Origin of the sequence: Micromonospora sp. NPDC005254 (genome assembly GCF_042872525.1) — a bacterium.
In the GTDB taxonomy this organism is placed as follows: Bacteria; Actinomycetota; Actinomycetes; order Mycobacteriales; family Micromonosporaceae; genus Micromonospora.
In genome coordinates this window covers 222,724-239,995 of sequence record NZ_JBIAKM010000008.1, presented here as the reverse complement: position 1 = coordinate 239,995, position 17,272 = coordinate 222,724, and the positions used below count along the sequence as shown (strand labels likewise).

18 protein-coding genes are annotated in these 17,272 nt (G+C 68.3%); 11 read left to right on the top strand and 7 right to left on the bottom strand.

Features of this window, described 5'->3' with window-relative positions:
• Positions 1–193: 193 nt before the first annotated feature.
• Both nrdR and ACFYPR_RS24430 read left to right on the top strand, forming a co-directional pair.
• Positions 194–694, top strand: coding sequence for a transcriptional regulator NrdR (gene nrdR, locus ACFYPR_RS24435; RefSeq protein WP_234587987.1), 501 nt, complete (start codon positions 194–196; stop codon positions 692–694).
• Positions 695–726: 32 nt separating this feature from the next.
• Positions 727–3,633, top strand: coding sequence for a vitamin B12-dependent ribonucleotide reductase (locus ACFYPR_RS24430; RefSeq protein ID WP_354862362.1), 2,907 nt, complete (start codon positions 727–729; stop codon positions 3,631–3,633).
• A 117-nt stretch (positions 3,634–3,750) separates the two neighbouring features.
• On the opposite strand, the gene ACFYPR_RS24425 is transcribed toward ACFYPR_RS24430, so the two are convergent.
• Positions 3,751–4,272: a hypothetical protein gene (locus ACFYPR_RS24425; RefSeq protein WP_355064021.1), complete on the bottom strand. Its 522-nt coding sequence runs from the start codon at positions 4,270–4,272 to the stop codon at positions 3,751–3,753.
• 557 nt (positions 4,273–4,829) lie between these two features.
• Between ACFYPR_RS24425 and ACFYPR_RS24420 the strand changes: the two genes are divergently transcribed.
• Positions 4,830–6,479 carry a TOPRIM nucleotidyl transferase/hydrolase domain-containing protein gene (locus ACFYPR_RS24420; RefSeq protein WP_355064019.1) on the top strand — a complete coding sequence of 550 codons (1,650 nt, stop codon included), beginning with the start codon at positions 4,830–4,832 and terminating at the stop codon, positions 6,477–6,479.
• A 799-nt stretch (positions 6,480–7,278) separates the two neighbouring features.
• Here the strand turns inward: ACFYPR_RS24420 and ACFYPR_RS24415 are convergent.
• Both ACFYPR_RS24415 and ACFYPR_RS24410 read right to left on the bottom strand, forming a co-directional pair.
• Positions 7,279–7,461, bottom strand: coding sequence for a DUF397 domain-containing protein (locus tag ACFYPR_RS24415; protein ID WP_355064017.1), 183 nt, complete (start codon positions 7,459–7,461; stop codon positions 7,279–7,281).
• 10 nt (positions 7,462–7,471) lie between these two features.
• Positions 7,472–8,332: a DUF5753 domain-containing protein gene (locus tag ACFYPR_RS24410; RefSeq protein WP_355064015.1), complete on the bottom strand. Its 861-nt coding sequence runs from the start codon at positions 8,330–8,332 to the stop codon at positions 7,472–7,474.
• Positions 8,333–8,637: 305 nt separating this feature from the next.
• On the opposite strand from ACFYPR_RS24410, the gene ACFYPR_RS24405 reads away from it, so the two are divergent.
• Genes ACFYPR_RS24405 through ACFYPR_RS24395 form a run of 3 tightly spaced genes read left to right on the top strand, consistent with a single transcriptional unit; the run spans position 8,638 to position 9,199 of the window.
• Positions 8,638–8,805, top strand: a complete 168-nt coding sequence (locus ACFYPR_RS24405) for a hypothetical protein (protein WP_355064013.1) — start codon at positions 8,638–8,640, stop codon at positions 8,803–8,805.
• On the top strand, positions 8,802–9,020 hold the full coding sequence (locus tag ACFYPR_RS24400) for a hypothetical protein (protein WP_355064011.1): 219 nt from the start codon (positions 8,802–8,804) through the stop codon (positions 9,018–9,020). Before ACFYPR_RS24405 ends, ACFYPR_RS24400 begins: the two co-directional genes overlap by 4 nt.
• On the top strand, positions 9,017–9,199 hold the full coding sequence (locus tag ACFYPR_RS24395) for a hypothetical protein (protein ID WP_203123069.1): 183 nt from the start codon (positions 9,017–9,019) through the stop codon (positions 9,197–9,199). Before ACFYPR_RS24400 ends, ACFYPR_RS24395 begins: the two co-directional genes overlap by 4 nt.
• A 52-nt stretch (positions 9,200–9,251) precedes the next feature.
• Here the strand turns inward: ACFYPR_RS24395 and ACFYPR_RS24390 are convergent, their stop codons facing one another.
• The gene (locus ACFYPR_RS24390; protein WP_355064010.1) at positions 9,252–10,151 is read right to left on the bottom strand and encodes a bifunctional 5,10-methylenetetrahydrofolate dehydrogenase/5,10-methenyltetrahydrofolate cyclohydrolase; all 900 of its coding nucleotides are present in this window, start codon (positions 10,149–10,151) and stop codon (positions 9,252–9,254) included.
• 355 nt (positions 10,152–10,506) lie between these two features.
• Here ACFYPR_RS24390 and ACFYPR_RS24385 point away from each other — a divergent pair, with 355 nt between their 5' ends.
• The 3 genes from ACFYPR_RS24385 (at position 10,507) to ACFYPR_RS24375 (ending at position 13,081) form a co-directional block, all read left to right on the top strand.
• Positions 10,507–11,076 (top strand): sigma-70 family RNA polymerase sigma factor, encoded by a 570-nt coding sequence (locus ACFYPR_RS24385; RefSeq protein ID WP_355064008.1) that lies wholly within the window; start codon positions 10,507–10,509, stop codon positions 11,074–11,076.
• A gap of 18 nt (positions 11,077–11,094) precedes the next feature.
• Positions 11,095–12,060 carry a CU044_5270 family protein gene (locus ACFYPR_RS24380; protein ID WP_355064006.1) on the top strand — a complete coding sequence of 322 codons (966 nt, stop codon included), beginning with the start codon at positions 11,095–11,097 and terminating at the stop codon, positions 12,058–12,060.
• Positions 12,061–12,145: 85 nt separating this feature from the next.
• A complete protein-coding gene (locus ACFYPR_RS24375; protein ID WP_355064004.1) occupies positions 12,146–13,081 on the top strand; it encodes a DUF2332 domain-containing protein in 936 nt (311 codons plus the stop codon).
• Positions 13,082–13,105: 24 nt separating this feature from the next.
• Here the strand turns inward: ACFYPR_RS24375 and ACFYPR_RS24370 are convergent, their stop codons facing one another.
• Genes ACFYPR_RS24370 through ACFYPR_RS24360 form a run of 3 tightly spaced genes read right to left on the bottom strand, consistent with a single transcriptional unit; the run spans position 13,106 to position 16,225 of the window.
• Positions 13,106–14,041: a MerR family transcriptional regulator gene (locus ACFYPR_RS24370; protein ID WP_355064002.1), complete on the bottom strand. Its 936-nt coding sequence runs from the start codon at positions 14,039–14,041 to the stop codon at positions 13,106–13,108.
• A 46-nt stretch (positions 14,042–14,087) separates the two neighbouring features.
• The gene (locus ACFYPR_RS24365) at positions 14,088–14,927 is read right to left on the bottom strand and encodes an alpha/beta hydrolase (RefSeq protein WP_355064000.1); all 840 of its coding nucleotides are present in this window, start codon (positions 14,925–14,927) and stop codon (positions 14,088–14,090) included.
• A gap of 11 nt (positions 14,928–14,938) precedes the next feature.
• A complete protein-coding gene (locus ACFYPR_RS24360) occupies positions 14,939–16,225 on the bottom strand; it encodes an MFS transporter (RefSeq protein ID WP_355063998.1) in 1,287 nt (428 codons plus the stop codon).
• Between the two features lie 142 nt (positions 16,226–16,367).
• On the opposite strand from ACFYPR_RS24360, the gene ACFYPR_RS24355 reads away from it, so the two are divergent.
• Positions 16,368–16,622 carry a DUF5522 domain-containing protein gene (locus ACFYPR_RS24355; RefSeq protein ID WP_354861203.1) on the top strand — a complete coding sequence of 85 codons (255 nt, stop codon included), beginning with the start codon at positions 16,368–16,370 and terminating at the stop codon, positions 16,620–16,622.
• Positions 16,623–16,721: 99 nt separating this feature from the next.
• Complete coding sequence (locus ACFYPR_RS24350) at positions 16,722–17,270, top strand: hypothetical protein (protein ID WP_355133574.1); 549 nt, start codon at positions 16,722–16,724, stop codon at positions 17,268–17,270.
• Positions 17,271–17,272 lie beyond the last annotated feature (2 nt).

The window sequence follows — 17,272 nt, the reverse complement described above, 5'->3', positions numbered from 1 at the left end:
AGCGACATACGGTCAACCCCTAGATGTAGTAGTGACACGGGCGTAAGTTGCCTACAGGTTGGGTTCGACTACCGACCGCACTCCCGTAACGTTGATCACGGCGGGCGTCACCCGAGGGTGGTGCCGCCGTGGCGAGCCGTGTCCGGGAGTGCCCGGAGTGTCCGCGGTTGATCATGATTTTGGAGGTTGGGCGATGCGGTGTCCGTACTGCCGGCACGCCGACTCCCGCGTGGTCGACTCGCGGGAGGCCGACGACGGCCAGCTCATCCGGCGGCGGCGCTCCTGCCCGGAGTGCGGCAAGCGGTTCACCACCGTCGAGGAGGCGGTCCTCGCGGTGGTCAAGCGCAGCGGGGTGACCGAGCCGTTCAGTCGTACGAAGATCATCGGCGGGGTGCGCAAGGCGTGCCAGGGCCGGCCGGTGGACGACGACTCACTCGCGCTGCTGGCGCAGCGCGTGGAGGAGACCGTCCGGGCCAAGGGGGCCGCCGAGATCCCCAGTCACGAGGTGGGCCTGGCGATCCTGGGCCCGCTGCGCGACCTGGACGAGATCGCCTACCTGCGGTTCGCCAGCGTCTACCGCTCCTTCGACTCGCTCGCCGACTTTGAGCGCGAGATCGAGACGTTGCGGGCCGTGGCGCGAGCCCGGGAGCAGGGCCGGGCCGACGCGGTTGAGGCCGCCGGCCGTACCAGTTGACTTCACTGTTTTTCGAAAGATCAGGACGCGCGGTGGGTGACCGCGCAGACGAGGGGGGCGACGGCGTGACAACGAGCCGTTCACGGAACAAGGCAGGCGCGGGGCTGAAGATCGAGCGGGTGTGGACGACGGAGGGGGTCCACCCGTACGACGAGGTGTCCTGGGAGCGCCGCGACGTCGTGATGACGAACTGGCGGGACGGCTCGATCAACTTCGAGCAGCGTGGGGTTGAGTTCCCGGAGTCGTGGAGCGTCAACGCGGCGAACATCGTGACCACCAAGTACTTCCGGGGCGCGGTGGGGACCCCGGAGCGGGAGTGGTCGCTCAAGCAGCTGATCGACCGGGTGGTCACCACCTACCGCACCGCCGGCGAGGAGTACGGCTACTTCGCCAGCCCGGCGGACGCCGAGGTCTTCGCCCACGAGCTGACCTGGATGCTGCTGAACCAGGTGTTCAGCTTCAACTCGCCGGTCTGGTTCAACGTCGGCACGCCGTCGCCGCAGCAGGTCAGCGCCTGCTTCATCCTCTCCGTCGACGACTCGATGGACTCCATCCTCGACTGGTACAAGGAGGAGGGGCGGATCTTCCAGGGCGGCTCGGGGGCCGGGGTCAACCTCTCCCGGATCCGTTCCTCCAAGGAACTGCTCTCCTCCGGCGGCACCGCCTCCGGCCCGGTCAGCTTCATGCGCGGCGCGGACGCCTCCGCCGGCACCATCAAGTCCGGTGGCGCCACCCGGCGCGCGGCCAAGATGGTCATCCTCGACGTGGACCACCCGGACATCGAGGAGTTCGTGGCGACCAAGGCGCGCGAGGAGGACAAGATCCGCGCGCTGCGCGACGCCGGGTTCGACATGGACCTCGGCGGCTCCGACATCGTCAGCGTGCAGTACCAGAACGCCAACAACTCGGTCCGCGTCTCGGACGAGTTCATGACCGCCGTGCAGAACGGCGGCGGCTTTGACCTGCGCGGTCGCCTGGACGGCTCGGTGATCGACACCGTGGACGCCAAGAAGTTGTTCCGCACCATCTCCCAGGCCGCCTGGGAGTGCGCCGACCCCGGCCTGCAGTACGACGACACGATCAACGACTGGCACACCTGCCCGGAGACCGGGCGGATCACCGCGTCGAACCCGTGCTCGGAGTACCTGCACCTGGACAACTCCTCGTGCAACCTCGCCTCGCTCAACCTCATGAAGTTCCTCCGGGCCGACGGCGGCTTCGAGGTGGAGAAGTTCGTCAAGTCCGTCGAGTTCGTCATCACCGCGATGGACATCTCGATCTGCTTCGCCGACTTCCCGACCGAGAAGATCGGTGAGACCACCCGCGCCTACCGGCAGCTCGGCATCGGCTACGCCAACCTGGGCGCCCTGTTGATGGCCACCGGCCTGCCGTACGACTCGGACCAGGGCCGCTCGGTCGCCGCGTCGATCACGTCGCTGATGACCGGCACCGCCTACCGCCGCTCCGCCGAGCTGGCCGGCGTCGTCGGCCCGTACGACGGCTACGCCCGCAACGCCGAGCCGCACAAGCGGGTCATGCGCAAGCACGCCGCGGCCAACGACGAGATCAAGCCGACCAGCCCGGTGGCCACCGCGATCGTCCGTGAGGCGACCAAGCAGTGGACCCAGGGCAACAAGATCGGTGACAAGTTCGGCTGGCGCAACGCGCAGGCCAGCGTCCTCGCCCCGACCGGCACGATCGGCTTCATGATGGACTGCGACACGACCGGCGTGGAGCCGGACCTGGCGCTGGTCAAGTTCAAGAAGCTGGTCGGCGGCGGCTCGATGCAGATCGTCAACCAGACGGTGCCGCGCGCCCTGCGCAGCCTCGGCTACCCCGAGGAGCAGGTCGAGGCGATCATCGAGCACATCGCCGACCACGGCCACGTGGTGGACGCCCCGGGCCTCAAGCCGGAGCACTACGCGGTGTTCGACTGCGCGATGGGCGAGCGGTCGATCGCCCCGATGGGCCACGTGCGGATGATGGCGGCGATCCAGCCGTTCGTCTCCGGCGCCATCTCCAAGACGGTCAACATGCCGGAGGCGGCCACCGTCGAGGACGTCGAGAAGATCTACTTCGAGGGCTGGAAGCTCGGCCTCAAGGCGCTGGCGATCTACCGGGACAACTGCAAGGTCGGCCAGCCGCTCTCGGTGGCCAAGTCCAAGAAGGCCACCACGCCGGCCGCCGTCGAGACCGCAGCCGCCGCGCCGGCCGCGGTGGAGAAGGTCATCGAGTACCGGCCGGTGCGTAAGCGCCTGCCGAAGAAGCGCACGTCCGAGACGGTCAGCTTCTCCGTCGGTGGCGCCGAGGGCTACCTCACCGCGTCGTCCTACCCGGACGACGGCCTCGGCGAGGTCTTCCTCAAGATGTCCAAGCAGGGCTCCACCCTGGCCGGCGTGATGGACGCCTTCTCGGTGGCCATCAGCATCGGCCTGCAGTACGGCGTGCCGCTGGAGACGTTCGTCAGCAAGTTCACCAACATGCGCTTCGAGCCGGCCGGCATGACCGACGACCCGGACGTGCGGATGGCGGCCTCGGTGATGGACTACATCTTCCGTCGCCTGGCACTGGACTTCCTGCCCTACGAGCGCCGCGCCGAGCTGGGCATCTTCACCGCCAGCGAGCGGGCCGCCCAGCTGCGGGCCGAGGCCGACGCGGAGGCCGCCGCCGTCACCGGCGCGGAACTCACCGCGATGGCGTCGTCGGCACCGGTCGAGGCCCCGGCCAGGACCGAGGCCGTCGCTCAGCCGGCCCAGGAGATGGCCGACGTGGCCGTCGCCAAGCCGGCCCCGAGCGTGGGTTCCAGCACCGAACTGCTGGAGGCCGTGATCGGCAAGGCCGCCGACGCGCCGCTCTGCTTCACCTGCGGTACGAAGATGCGCCCCGCCGGTAGCTGCTACGTCTGCGAGGGCTGCGGCTCCACCAGCGGCTGCAGCTGACGTACGCGTAACGCGGCGCTGCCCCGACTTCCTCACCGGAGGTCGGGGCAGCGCCGTTTCTAGGTACTCCCAGGCAGGTGCACTCACTAAATCTCGTCAACCACCGGCTATCTTGCGTCAGATCAGGCGAACGCAAAGGCCGGAGTTAGGTCCAGGTGGTAGTCCGAGAAATGTATCCATTCCGACGTTGCGTCGTAAGTCCGCAAGCAGCTCGGTCGGGTCGACAACACTCCCGATCTTGGCTTCGGATTCGCGTCGATGGTTCATGACGGACTTTGCGCGATACACTCGAACCTTCGTTCCTGCACTTAATGCTTGGATGCAAACAGCTCTCATGTAAAACCGAACAAACTCCCCTTGCGCCAAGGTTTCAGCAGCATTGACGGGGACTTTCTTCTCGTACGGTTTGCCGTTTCGGTGAGAGATTTCTAGATCGACAAGCAAACCCTCGCCGCGTATGCAGAACGCCAGTGACTCTGGATCGCCAGTCCTTGCGGCGTCAATCAAAATCAGAGGCCACCGGCTCATGCCAGTGCCGTTTAGGCGTCGACTCACGAAGAGGCTGCCGCTCTCGATGTCCGCTTCGATCTCGATGATCATTGCTGCGCGTGTAGCGTCGTTCAAATCATGAAGATCCATGCCGCTTCCTTGGTTGCGTCCTGAGGGTCGTCCAAGAACTTACTGAGGCCCCCACTGTCAAGCAATTCAATATTAGGGGCGATGGTCGGCGTGGTCCTGGGTAGAGAAAGCGAGATTATTTCGATTGCTGCCATTTGTCGCCAACCACCGCAAAAGTTGCAACCATATGACACTGCCTTCGGCGGGTTGGAGGACGTGGGTTCGCTTGGGTTGCAGTACCGGGAGTCGGTGGGCCTACAACGTCTAGGGGCTGGCCTGGTATAGGCTGTCTACTCGCGTTGCGTTCATTATGTGCTGCTCGCTCGGGCGCTTTCGCCTATGGCTGAGGCGAGACGGAAACGGGGAGGACGTCCATGGAGCTCGTTTCGATTTCCGTGCGGGGGTTCCGTAGCTTGCAGGACGTCGGTCCCATCCCAGTCCACCGCCCTACGATCTTGACGGGCCCTAACGACAGTGGGAAGTCCGCCACGATCGACGCGCTCGCATTCCTGCTTGGGACCCACCCGCTCACCGAAGAGGATCGGACCTTCGCGACGGACCCTGGTGCGGACCGCACCGTGTCCGAGGTCGAGAACCAAGATCTCGTCGAGCGGGTCGAGACCACCTGGGTCGAGGGCGAATTTCGACTCTCTAAGAGGGAGGAATCGGCCCTTGGGCTGCCCAGCACGATCCGGATGCGCCGCATTCGAAACCAGGAGTCAGAAGTTCGCCTGGAACTGCTCGTCGACGCACCCGAGGACGAAGACCTCCGTGATCTTGAGGCTAGATCGCTCGCCGACCTGAAACGCATCGCAGGCAGACATGGGGTCGCTGCTGCTGCTGACGCCAGGTCCAGAAGTAGCTGGATGATCGCATTGGACCAGTTCGCCGCCACTCGGCCACGAACGCAGGCCTGGATCGCGGCCAGTAAGGAAATCAGGGCATCGCTGCCGAAGTTTCTACTCTTCGGCGATGCTGAATCAGCCGAAGCCGCGATTAAGGCGGCGTTGAACAGTCGCTATAGGTCCCACCTTGAGGACGAGGATCTCAAGCAGCGAGTGCGAGATTTGGAGGCGGAACTCGGCCGTCGAGTTCGTGAGGACGCGCAGGGGCTCGTCGAACACATTCAACAACGGTGCCCCGACCTGGTCCGCGTCGCCGTCGAGCCGAATGTGTCCTTCACCTCTGGCCTACGATCTACCAGGCTGCTGCTGGCTCGCACCAGCGGTGAAACGGTTAGTCTCAGCACTGTGGGGGCAGGAAGAAACCGCCGTATCAGCCTTGCCGTCTGGGAGTGGGCGAGCGAGCTCCTTAAACGCGATGCTGAGAATAATCCTTTCCCTGACGACCAGCAGCACGTCGTCTTGGCGTACGACGAACCTGACACCCACCTTGACTACCTTCAGCAGCGGCGTGTAATGGCACTCATACGCGAGCAGTGCTCGGTGCCTGGTGTCTCGATGGTGATAGCTACACATTCCATGAATCTGATCGATGGTGCAGCCATCGAGGACATTGTTCATCTAAAGCTTGAGGGTGAGCGCACCCGAATAAATCGGCTGCTGTCCGATTTGGATAACGACGCGAACGGGCGATACCTCGCCGATATTGCCATCGCCCTGGGGTTGCGCAACACGGTATTGCTTCACGAGCGATGCTTCGTAGGCGTAGAAGGCGTAACGGAGCAGTTGTCTTTCCCGTTGCTTTTCCGCCTCACTACAGGCCGGCCAGTACACGCGGCAGGGATAGTGATCGTCGGTTGCCATAATAACGAAGGCGCCTTAAAGTTCGTCGGGTATCTGGCCCGGTCGAAGCGGCAGGTGATGCTAATCATTGATGCTGACAGTCGAAGGAACAGCAGAGTCTTCAGTGATGCGAACCTGGCGAAGGAGGGTATCGACATCGTCAATCACGTTCGCTTGATGGGGACGCCGGATAAAGAGTTGGAGTGCATCTTTACGAACGAGCAGTGGTGCAATGTGGCGAACCTGGTGTGGCCCCGGAACGACGGGAAGCCTTGGGATCCGGAATCGATCGAATCGCTGCGGGCTGGCAAGTTCAGCACATTGCTGTTGAACTTGTTCAAGGAGGGGAGCGATAGCGGGCCCAACTCGAAGGCGTCAATGATGTACGAGATGGCGCGAAGTCTCAAGACGCCCGCAGAGGTTCCGGCAGAACTTCGCGACACCTTTCTGCAGTTGGAGAAGTTAGCTGCCCTTGATTCCTAATGTTCGCCGCGCAAGCATCCGCGCCCGCCGTTGAGCGGCAGTCGGGACCTCCCACCTGTGCCATCCCTTCGAAGGGGTCCACCGTTGGGCATGCTCGCGTTCAGGAGTCCCGCACCAGCGGCAGGAGTTGGGTTGGGGCGGGACGGTATGGCGCACGCGGTGCGCGGAAGACGACATCATGCCCCTCCCTCCGCAGCTGCTCATACCATCGCACGGTTGTACGACAGTTTCTAGCCGGCCCCTGGAAAACGGCCTGGTCAAGGCCACTCTCGACTCAACGGTCGCGATCCGCGCAAACGGACTATCGTCACAATCTCCCATAATGGTCCCTGCGCTACGGATAGACGTACTGAACGGCAGACCCGCCCAACTTTGCTCCATCGTCGTTGGCTGTGGCGGGCAGGGATGAACGGCGTCGCTCCGACCTTGGCTGCCCCGAGCCGAAGGCAGAGGAGATCGATTGCGCCTCATGGATTGATGAAGTGCGCTCTCGTTCCCGCGAAGGCGCGATCAACAAGAGGTGAGCTCATAGGTGCGGCCGCGTTTGCCGCGCTCATCCAGGGGCGGCTTGTCTCCACCGCCAGCGAGGGAGTGGACGGAGTTCCGGGCCTGCCGGGCGTGCCCAGGCCCTCCTGTCATTGAGACCCTGAGATATCTATATCGTCCGTACCCAAAACGTCGTCGCGAGCGGGCGGGCGATCAGATCGGGCAAGCTGGTTCGGCGAATGTTCTTGCGCCAATGCGCTCGCCTGCCCGGGCGTTCGGCTGGCGGCAGGTGTTTCGAACCTTGGATCTTGGGCTATCGAATGCTCCGTAGGAACCTCGTCCACGCGCCTCTCGTGAAGCAAAGGTTCGATCCGCTGGGATTCTTGCTGTCGCGCACCAGGATGCTTGTACCCAGTTCGGCGACCTCGACGCACGCGCCGCCGTTGTTGTCGCTGTAGCTCGACTTGCGCCAGACCAGGCGATCCGAAGTCTCCATGATCACTCTCTCAGGTCTGTTGGCGCTCCACGTCGTCCGCCATCCTCAGGATGAGCTTGCGCGACTCTACCGGCCCGAGAGCGGCAGCCCGGAGTCGGTCCCAAAGTCGAGTGTAGGCGCGTACGGCGTCCGGCCGGTCAAGGTAATCGGCGTCGGTGAAGGTCTCGACGTAGATCACGTCCGATGCCGCGTCGTCCCCGAAACGCAGGATGATGAAGCTGAACGATGCGGTCTCGTAGGTCTGTGCGTTGAACGGGAACACCTGAAGGGTGACGTTGGGCTGCTCGCTGACCTCTGCCAGGTGCAGGAGTTGCTTGCGCATCGTCGTCGCGTCACCGATGCTTCGGCGCAGCGCCGACTCGCTGAGGATGAAGCTCAGGTCGGGCCCGTCGTCCTGCTGCAGAATCGACTGCCGTTCCATGCGCACGGCAACCTGCCGGTCGACCTCATCGGTGGGCGGGCGTGGGTGGGCGATCGCGTTCATGGCGCGGATGTAAGGCTCGATTTGAAGGACTCCGGGGATGACCTCTGGCTGGTACCAGCGGATCTCTGACGCGTCGCCTTCGAGGTCTAGGTACTGGCGGAACCAGTCCGGCACGGCGTTTCGGTAGGTGCTCCAGCGCCCGCGTTGTCGCCCTGCTCGTGCAAGGTCGCGTAGCGGATCGGCGTCATCGCCTCGGACCCCGTAGAGATCGAGTAGCAGGTTCAGGTCGGTGAGCTTGATGCCCGACTGTCCAAGCTCGACCCTGCTGATCTTGCTCGCTGCTGCGTCGATGACAGCAGCCGCTTCGTCCTGCGTCTTGCCTGCACCTTCACGAGCCCGTTTGAGGGCAAGACCGAGACGCCGCCGCTGGATCGTCGGGTTCACCACCGGCTGATTATCGCGCGGCCGTAGCCGGTCACCGCGACACGCCGCGAAGAGGTTCCCAATTTAGGAGTCCAAATCTAGCCTGGTTGTACTTCCAAAATAGGAGTCCAACTTTGGAGCCGTATGGGATCGCGTGTGCCGTACGACGACTACGTGCTGGCGGTGGCGATGACTCTGGCGCGGCGGCATAGGCCGGTCTGGTCGTGGCGGCGGTGGCGTCGGATCTGTCGCTGCGGCGCGGATCTGCCCTGTCGTGCCCGGCATCGCATCCCGATCCGACGAGGCCATTGGCCAGGGGAGGAGCGGGAGTGACCGACGATCAGGCCGGGCAGATCATGGCGGTGCGCCTGCCTGGTGTTGCCGGCCGTCGCTGGTGGTGGGCGCGGCTGTCCCCGTACCCCTGTTATCAGGCGGAATGGGCCGCTTGCTGGCACGCCCGCGTCGCCACCTGGCGTTTCCTGGACGGCCTGCGGTGACCACGCACGGCCCGGTCCTTCCGGTGTGGACCTGCGGCGGATGTGACGCGCCCTGGCCCTGCCGGACCCGGCGCACCGAGCTGCATGCCGAGTTCGACGGCGCGCCGTTGTCGTTGGCCCTCTACATGGGGTCCTACCTGGTCTGGGCGGCTGAGGATCTGACTTGGGTGCCCGCCGGGCTGCTGCACCGGCGTTTCTTGGGCTGGGTCCGGTGAGTCTGATCCGGCGGGGCGATGAACGGTTCCACTACAGCGACAACTCGCACAAGTGGATCCCGCCGGACCCGGACTACGACCAGGAGGTATGGGACGAGATGGTTCGGCAGCACCAACTCCAGCACCTGGAGGAGATCTCCAAACGCAGGAAGCCGGCTCGATCACTCGATGCTGAATAGTTGTGGCCGAGCCGCTCTGACTACTCAGCATCAAGTGATCTCGGCGACCGGGCTACTGGGTCGCGCGTTCGGCGGCGCGCACGGCGTTGCGGAACAGCATCGCGACCGTGGTCGGACCGACCCCTCCGACCCGTGGCGTGATGGCGCCAGCGACCTCGGCGCACGCTTCGTCCACGTCCGGCAGGAGGCGCCGCCCGTCGTAGCGGACGCCGGCGCCGATGACGACGGCGCCGGGCTTGACGTGCTCGGGCTGCACGATGCCGGGTACGCCGGCGGCGGCGACGAGGATGTCGGCGCGGCGGGTGTAGCGCGCCCAGTCGGGCACACCGGTGTGGACGACGGTGACGGCGGCGTTGGCGGTTGGGCGCTTCTGGGCGAGCAGCATCGCCAGGGGACGACCGAGGGTGGCGCCGCGGCCGAGGATGACGACCTCACGACCGGCGACCGGGATCTCGTAGTACGCCAGGAGGGCTTCGATGCCCGCGGGTGTGCACGGCAGCGGGCCGGGCAGGCCGACGGCGAGACGCCCCATGTTGAGCGGATGCATGCCGTCGACGTCCTTGTCAGGGTCGATCGTCTGCAGTGCCGCGTCGTAGTCCAGATGCCCCGGAACGGGGTACTGCACGAGCAGTCCGTGCACGGCCGGATCGCTGTTGAATCGGGCGATGGCCCGGTGCAGATCGATCTGGGCGACGGTCGCAGGCAGATGCACGTGCGGGGAGGCGAACCCGAGCGCGGCGGCCTGACGCTGCTTGATGGCGATGTAGCCGGCGCTGGCGTCGTCGTCCCCGACGAGGATGGTGGCGAGACTCGGTGTGATCCCGCGGCTGCGCAGGCGGGTTGCTGCGGCGGCGGTCTCGGCCAGGACGGCTTCGGCCACGGGTGCGCCCGGCAGGAGCCGAGCCGTGCCCGATGGGGTGTGGTGTTCTGCGGATTCGCTGGTCGTGGTCATGACGGTCCCTCGGCGCAGGCGCCCAGGCGGTCGACGCCCGCGAGAGGCTCCCCGATGGTTTGACCATCCCCGTGCCGCCAGTCGCCGGTGGTCCGATGATGCCGCATCACCAGGGCGGCCGCCTAGTCGGACCAGCGGCGTCGCCGTCAGCGCCGGGCAGACTCGCCCCCGGGGCATGCCGCCGATCGCCGACATACCTCAGAGTCATATTCATGACTCTGAGGTATACCGCTCGCCGGGGTTGGTGCCGCCGATGGCGTCGGTCAGGCCAGCACGAGGGCTCAATCGGGGTTCGTAACACAGGTGTTCCGCCGAACGAAGAAGAGGTGTGAACGCGCGAGAGAGGACGGCCCGCGTGAATGAGACCAGCCGATCCGATGACGACATCTCCGGCATCGGGGCCGATCCGGTGGCCTTCGCGGCCTTCTACCGGCGGCACCTGGAGGCGGTGGGTCGGTTCGTGGCGCGGCGGGTCGACGACCCACACCTCGCTGCCGATCTGACCGCCGACGTGTTCCTGGCGGTGATCGAATCGGCGGCCGGCTACCGGCCGGACCGGGGCAGCCAGATCGGCTGGCTGTTCGGGGTGGCCCGCAACGTCATCGGCGACGAGCGACGTCGGGCGGCCCAACGGCTGCGGGTGACGGGCCGACTGGCGGGACGACGGGACCTGGGCCCCGATGACATTGCCCGCATCGAGGAGCGGATCGACGCCGAGTCGGCGGCCCGCCGCACCTATCGAGCATTGAGCGAGCTACCCGAGGGCACCCGCACGCTTGTCGAACTCGTCGCCGTGGACGGCCTCACCGTCGCCGAGGCGGCGACCGTGCTCGGGATGTCGCCGGTCGCCGCTCGGGTCCGCCTGCATCGTGCCCGTCGCGTCGTCCGTGCCGTGCTCGCCCACCCGGCCGCCACCCTCGCCTGAGATGAGACGGAGCTGACGATGAACACGACTGAACGGTCGCCGCAGGGTTTCGAGGAGCAGCTTCTCAGGGACCTGAGCGCACACGTTGCCCAACGGGCCGAGCTGGCGTCGGCGGGCCGTCCGGCCGGGCGCCGTACCCCGTTCCTGCGCGGTTGGCGTCTCGCCGGAGCGGTCGGGATGGCGGTGACGCTGACCGCCGGTGCGCTGGCGGTCCAGACCATGAAGATGGGCGATCAGTCGCCGCCCACGGCCACCGCGTCGGAGGTCTTCCACCTGGCGGCCGACGTCGCCCGGCAGCAGCCGGAGCTCACCGCCCGCCCCGACCAGTACGTCTTCACGGAGTCCCTGGCGACGATACGGGAGCTGCCGAACAGCGGTCCGTACCGGACGATTCGGAACCAACTGTGGCAGTCGGCCGGTGGCGTCGCCTATACGCAGGCACGGTATCGACCGGAGACCGATCCGAACGGGTGGAGCCAACTGAAGGTGCTCCGCATCGATGATCCCGCCGATCCCGACAAGGAGCTCGACGCGTTCCAGCCGCCCGCGTACCACGGCGACCTACCCACCGATCCGGACGAGCTGCTGCGCTACCTTCGGGCGCACCCGGTCGACCTGCATCTACCCGAAGGCGCCGATGAGGAGGCCGTCTACGGGGACGAGAGCATGGCGTACACCACCGCGTGGTCGATGCTCGACGGATACGTGCCACCCCGAGCGCTCGCGGCGCTGTTCGAACTGCTGGCACGGCAACCCGGAGCGGTCGTCATCTCGGGTGACGTGGTGGACGCCGCCGGCCGCCATGGGGTGGCGATTCGGATGCCCGGGGTGATCGGTGGAAACCTGGACCTCATCTTCGATCGGGACTCCCACGTCTACCTCGGCACCCGCAACTCCGTGGTGCGTGACGGCAAGGAATCCCTGTACAACGCTGTCGCGCTACTGCGCATCGCCATCGTCGACCGACCGGGCCAGCTGCCCTGAGCGGTGCCGGGCTCGAGAAGGCCGGTGGGTCAGCGCACAGGCACGGGGGCTGACCCACCGAGGAATGGGCTGCGACGATGAGGGCATGACAACCGCCGAGGCGTACGTCGATTTTGCTCGCCGCGAGGCACACGGCGTGTCGCCCACGTACGAGCGGCTGTCGTACGCGGTGGCCGCCGACCCCGATCTACTCGCTCTCCTCGACGCGCTTCCGCCGGCCAAGCGACAGCCCAACCTGCTGTTCGGCGTCGTCCGCTGGCTCGGTGGCCCGGTCGACGACCCGGCCGCGTTTCACGACTACGCGGTGACGCACTGGCCGGTCATCGAGACGGAGTTACGACGAAGGGCCACCCAGACGAACGAGGCCGGCCGTTGCGCCGTCCTGCTGCCGGTGCTCGCCGCGCTGCCGCAGCCCCTGGCCCTGCTGGAGGTCGGCGCGTCCGCCGGGCTCTGCCTCTACCCCGACCGGTACGCCTACCGCTACGGGGAGCACCGGATCGGGTCCGGCGAGCCGGTCCTGGAGTGCGCGGCCAGCGGATTCGTGCCGCCTGAGCGCGTACCCCAGGTGGTGTGGCGGGCCGGCCTGGACCTGAACCCGCTCGACGTGACCGACGCGGACGCGGTGTCGTGGTTGGACGCCCTGATCTGGCCGGAGCACGCGCACCGGCGGGCCCGTCTGCGCGCCGCCGCGGCGGTCGCTGCGGCCGATCCGCCATTGCTGATCCGCGGCGACCTGGTGGACGACCTGCCGGCGCTGGCCGCGCGGGCCCCGGCCGGCGCGACGCTTGTCATCTTCCACACCTCGGTGCTCTACCAGGTGCCCGTCGCCCGTCGGGAGGCGTTCGTCCGGCTCGTCCGTGAGCTGCCGGGGCACTGGATCGCCAACGAGGCCCCGGAGGTGTTGCCCTACGACGGGCTGCCCGACTCGCCGGACGCGGCGCTGCACAACGTCCTCGCGCTGGACGGCAAGCCGCTGGCCTGGGCCCGGGGGCACGGCCAGGCGCTGACCTGGTTCGCCTGACGTTCCGACGCCGACCCGGCCGGTTCAGCGGTTCGGCGCGGGCGTCCGGGCTTGCAGGGCACGGATGAACCAGTCCGCCGCCGGCGCGACCGCGCCACCGCCCGACCAGCCGTTGATCACCGACAGCAGGTCGAGGTAACGGTCCCGGCGAGGGTCATTGGCCAGCACCAGGCGGTCGAGCAACCGCTGGCGCAGGTCGGCGTCGTCGGGGAGGCCGTGCAGGCGGGCGTACCGGTCGGTGACCGCCGCGACCACCGGCCCGGCCTCGGGTCCGGCCGGATCGAGACCGGCGGCCAGGGCGTTGGCCACCCCGTCCCGGACCATGGCGACGGCGTCCGGGCGGGGCAGCCCGGGCACGTCGTTGTCGGCGGCGTGCTGGCGAGCGAGCCGCCGCATGCTCGCCCGGAAGGCAGGGTCCCGGCACAGGTCGGCCAACTCCACCCACGCCTGCACCTGCTCGGCGGTGGGGTCGTCGGGCAGGTCCGGCGTCATCGAGACGAGCACGCCCGGGTACGTCGGCGGGTCGCCGGTGAAGACGCTGTCCAGGAAGTCGTCCACCAGTTGCCCCCGTTGGTGGGCGGTGAGCTGGGCCAACCGGTGCAGGTCGTCCACCTCGGAGGGGCCCGCCTCCCGCCTCGCCGCGACGGTCAGCACGGCCTGGCGCAGTCGCAGCACCCGGATCTGCACCGCCAGCGCCTCGGCGTGCGCGGCGGCCACCTCGTGCAGGGGCACCTCGCGGTCCACCACCCGACGGATGGAGGCCAGGTCCACGCCCAGGTCGCGCAGCGTCCGGACCAGTTCCAGTCGCGCGACGGCCTCCGGGCCGTACTGGCGGTAGCCGGCCGGGCTCCGGTCGGTCGGCGGCACGATCCCGCTGTCGGCGTAGTACCGGATGGTCTTGACGCTCAGCCCGGTGCGTCGGGCCAGGTCGCCGATCGTGTACCGCTCGTCACCGCTCATGCCCCCACCCTCGCGTCTCCCCCCGGTGGAGACTCAAGCCACCGCATCAGCGCAGGAACGCCGAGACGGTGGCGGTGAACCGGTCGGCGTCGTCCAGCCACGGGTAGTGCCCCGCGCCGGGCTGTACGACCAGCTCGGCGCCGGGCATCAGCTCCGCGAGCTGGGCAACCAGGCCCGGCGGGGCACCGAGATCCAGCTCACCGGCGAGCAGCAGCACCGGGCGTGGGTGGGCGGCGAGCGCGGCGCGGGTGGCCGGCGGGTCGAAAGCGCCGTCGGCGCCGAACATCCGGGCGGCCTCCTGGTTGCGCTGGGCGGCCTCGACCGCCTGGTGCGCGCGGGCCGCCGTGTCCCACCGGCCGTAGAAGAACGGCGCGATCGCCTGCCAGGCGTCGCCGGTGGCCCGTCCGGTCACCATGGACTCCAGCGCCGAGGCGGCCTCCGGGTACCACCGCTCATCGGCGCGGGCCCGGGTGACCTCCTGGCGCAGAGCGGCGGTCGCCTCCAGCCCCACGGCCCGGGTGCTCGGCGTGATCAGCGCGAGCCGGCCCACGCGGTCGGGGTGTCGGGCCGCGTACTGCAGCGCCACGTTCGCGCCGGCGGAGTGCCCGAGCAGGTCCAGCCGGGCGAGCCCCAGGTGCACGCGTAGCGCCTCGACGTCGGCGACCAGGCGGTCGCACCGGTACGAGGAGGCGTCCGACGGCACCGCCGACCGGCCGGTGCCGCGCAGGTCCAGCCGAACCAGGCTCCGATGCGAGGACAGGCCGCCCAGGTCACCGAGGTACGCCGAGTCGCGCATCGGCCCGCCCGGCAGGCAGATCAGCGGGTCGCCCCCGCCGAGACTCCGATACGCGAGCGTGGTGCCGTCCGAGGCGGCGAAGGTGGGCATGCCCCACCCTCTCAGACGCCGACGTCCGCCGGCGTGTCCCGCATCCGGCGCAGCGGCGAGCAGACCACGAACAGGCACGCCGCCCAGGTGCCCAGTACGCAGACCCAGAGCGCGCCGCGCAGCCCCAGCGTGGTGCCGAGCGCGCCGCCGGTCAGCGCGCCCAGCGGGATCACCCCGAAGCAGATCCAGAGGAACGCCGCGTTGACCCGGCCGAGGATCGCCGGCGGGGTGATCCGCTGCCGGTACGACATCGCCGCCACGTTGAACAGCACCGCGTTGGCCGAGAACGCGGCCAGTCCGACTCCGTAGAGCAGCAGTCCCCAGCCGGGTCGGGCCAACGGCATCAGCAGATAGAACGGGCCGGGCGCGGTCATCGCCACCCAGATCACCCGGGCCGAGCCGAGCCAGGCCGACAGCCGGGCGGCCAGCACCCCCACCACCAGCCCGCCGACGGCGCTGACCGAGAAGACCAGACCCACCTGCACCGGCGCGGCGTGCAGCTCCCGCACCAGGAAGGTCACCTCGATCGAGGCGGACGTCATCACCCAGAAGTTCGACCACGTCGTGCAGGCCAGGATGCTGACCAGGATCGGCTGCCGCCGGATGAAGCCGAGCCCGTCGGTCAACTCCACCCGCAGGAGTACGCGGGGAGCCGGCTCGCGGCGTACCGGTGGCTGCCGCATCAGGATCAGCGTCAGCGCGCTGACCAGGAAGGCGAACCCGTTGGCCAGGAAGGTGCGGGCGGCGCCGACCAGCCCGATCAGCGCGCCGCTGACCGTCGGGCCGACCAGTTCGGCGGCGTCCTGGCTGATGGTCAACTTGGCGTTGCCGTCCACCAGCAGGTCCGCCGGCACCAGCCGGGGCAGCAGAGTCTTGTACGCCACGGTGAACAGCACGGTGAGCACGCCACCGAGCCCGACCACCGCGTACAGGAAGGGCAGGGTGAGGTGGCCGACCAGCGCGGCCACCGGCAGGGACAGCAGGAGCGCGGCCCGACCCAGGTCGCACGCGATCATCAGCCGCCGCTGGTCGAGCCGGTCGGCGACGATGCCCGCCGGCAGCGAGAACAGCAGGTACGGCAGCCAGGCCAGGACGGTCAGCAGGGAGACCTGGAACACGCTGGCGTGCAGGGTGTCGGCGGCGAGCAGCGGCACTGCGACATTGGCGATCCGCGTGCCCAGCTCGCTGACCGTCTGACCGCCCCAGAGCAGCAGAAAGTTCCGGCTGCGCCACAGCGACGGGGTCGCCCCCGCCTCGACCGCCTCGACCGCCGGGGACCGCTGCACCTGCTGACTCACCGTCGCCGCCTGTCCGTGCGGGTAAGCGCCGCCGGCCGGCGGCCCGCGGACTCTACCGAGGCGCAACCCCACCCGGCACCGCAATTCCGCCCGCCCGGCACGGCTGGGCCACCGCCGACGGGTCCTCCCTAGACTGCTGCGGGTGAGCGGAGAGCGACGACCCCTGGCGGATCGGCCGCTCGCCGAGCCGCACCCGTCCCGGCTGCCGTCCGAGCACCCCGAGCGGGCCCGGATCCTCGCCGCGCACGCCGCCGCGCTGGCCGCCGGTGAAGCCGGTTACCCCGACCCGGCGACGGGGCTCTTCGTGCTCAGCGCCGGCTTCCTCGCCCGCCGCGGCACGTGCTGCGGCCGGGGCTGCCGGCACTGCCCGTATGTGGACGATCCACCGTCGGAATAGGCGTGCACGAGGACTTCCGCCCGACCCGCACACCCCGTACGGTGTCCGACGGACATCCGGCGGGGCCCCCTCCGCCGTCGGTCGGCGAGAGGGTGGAGTGTGCGCGGGCGGATCGTGGTCGCCGGGCTGGCGGGCCTGCTGCTGAGCGGCTGTGCCGCCGAGGCCGAGCCGGTGGCGGTGCCGCCGCAGGCGCCGGTCGCCCTGGACGTGTCGGCGGCCTCCTCAGGGGGTGCCTGCCGGCTGTTGGACTTCGCGGTGATCGAGCAGCTCGTCAAGGTGCGCTTCGACGTGGCGGCGGCCAGCGAGCGGGGTGACACGCACACGTGCGTGGTCCGGGCCGAACGCGCGGCGCTGCCGGAGCTGATGCTCAGTGTGTCCGAGACCACCATCGACAAGACCACCTTCGGCGCGGACGTGGTGCCCGACAAGGCGGCGAAGGTGACCGGGCTGGGTCAGCAGGCGTACCGGCGTACCACCGCCGCGACCGGCGGGCACGGCCCGGTCGCCGAGGTCGGCTGGCTGGGCACCGACGGACGCCTGGCCACGCTGACCTGGACGGGCGCCCGTGCCGCCGACCGCGCGGCCGCCGACAAGCTGGCCGGAGACCTGGTCGGGCTGGCCAAGAAGGTGGACACCCGGGCGCTGTGACG

What these genes read in the sequence shown, in the direction of transcription:
- ACFYPR_RS24365 (WP_355064000.1), bottom strand. Translation starts at nt 14,927, where the DNA reads ATGCCCACCTTCGCCGCCTCGGACGGCACCACGCTCGCGTATCGGAGT.
- ACFYPR_RS24415 (WP_355064017.1), bottom strand. Translation starts at nt 7,461, where the DNA reads ATGGAGACTTCGGATCGCCTGGTCTGGCGCAAGTCGAGCTACAGCGAC.
- nrdR (WP_234587987.1), top strand. Translation starts at nt 194, where the DNA reads ATGCGGTGTCCGTACTGCCGGCACGCCGACTCCCGCGTGGTCGACTCG.
- ACFYPR_RS24425 (WP_355064021.1), bottom strand. Translation starts at nt 4,272, where the DNA reads ATGGATCTTCATGATTTGAACGACGCTACACGCGCAGCAATGATCATC.
- ACFYPR_RS24380 (WP_355064006.1), top strand. Translation starts at nt 11,095, where the DNA reads ATGAACACGACTGAACGGTCGCCGCAGGGTTTCGAGGAGCAGCTTCTC.
- ACFYPR_RS24390 (WP_355064010.1), bottom strand. Translation starts at nt 10,151, where the DNA reads ATGACCACGACCAGCGAATCCGCAGAACACCACACCCCATCGGGCACG.
- ACFYPR_RS24370 (WP_355064002.1), bottom strand. Translation starts at nt 14,041, where the DNA reads ATGAGCGGTGACGAGCGGTACACGATCGGCGACCTGGCCCGACGCACC.
- ACFYPR_RS24375 (WP_355064004.1), top strand. Translation starts at nt 12,146, where the DNA reads ATGACAACCGCCGAGGCGTACGTCGATTTTGCTCGCCGCGAGGCACAC.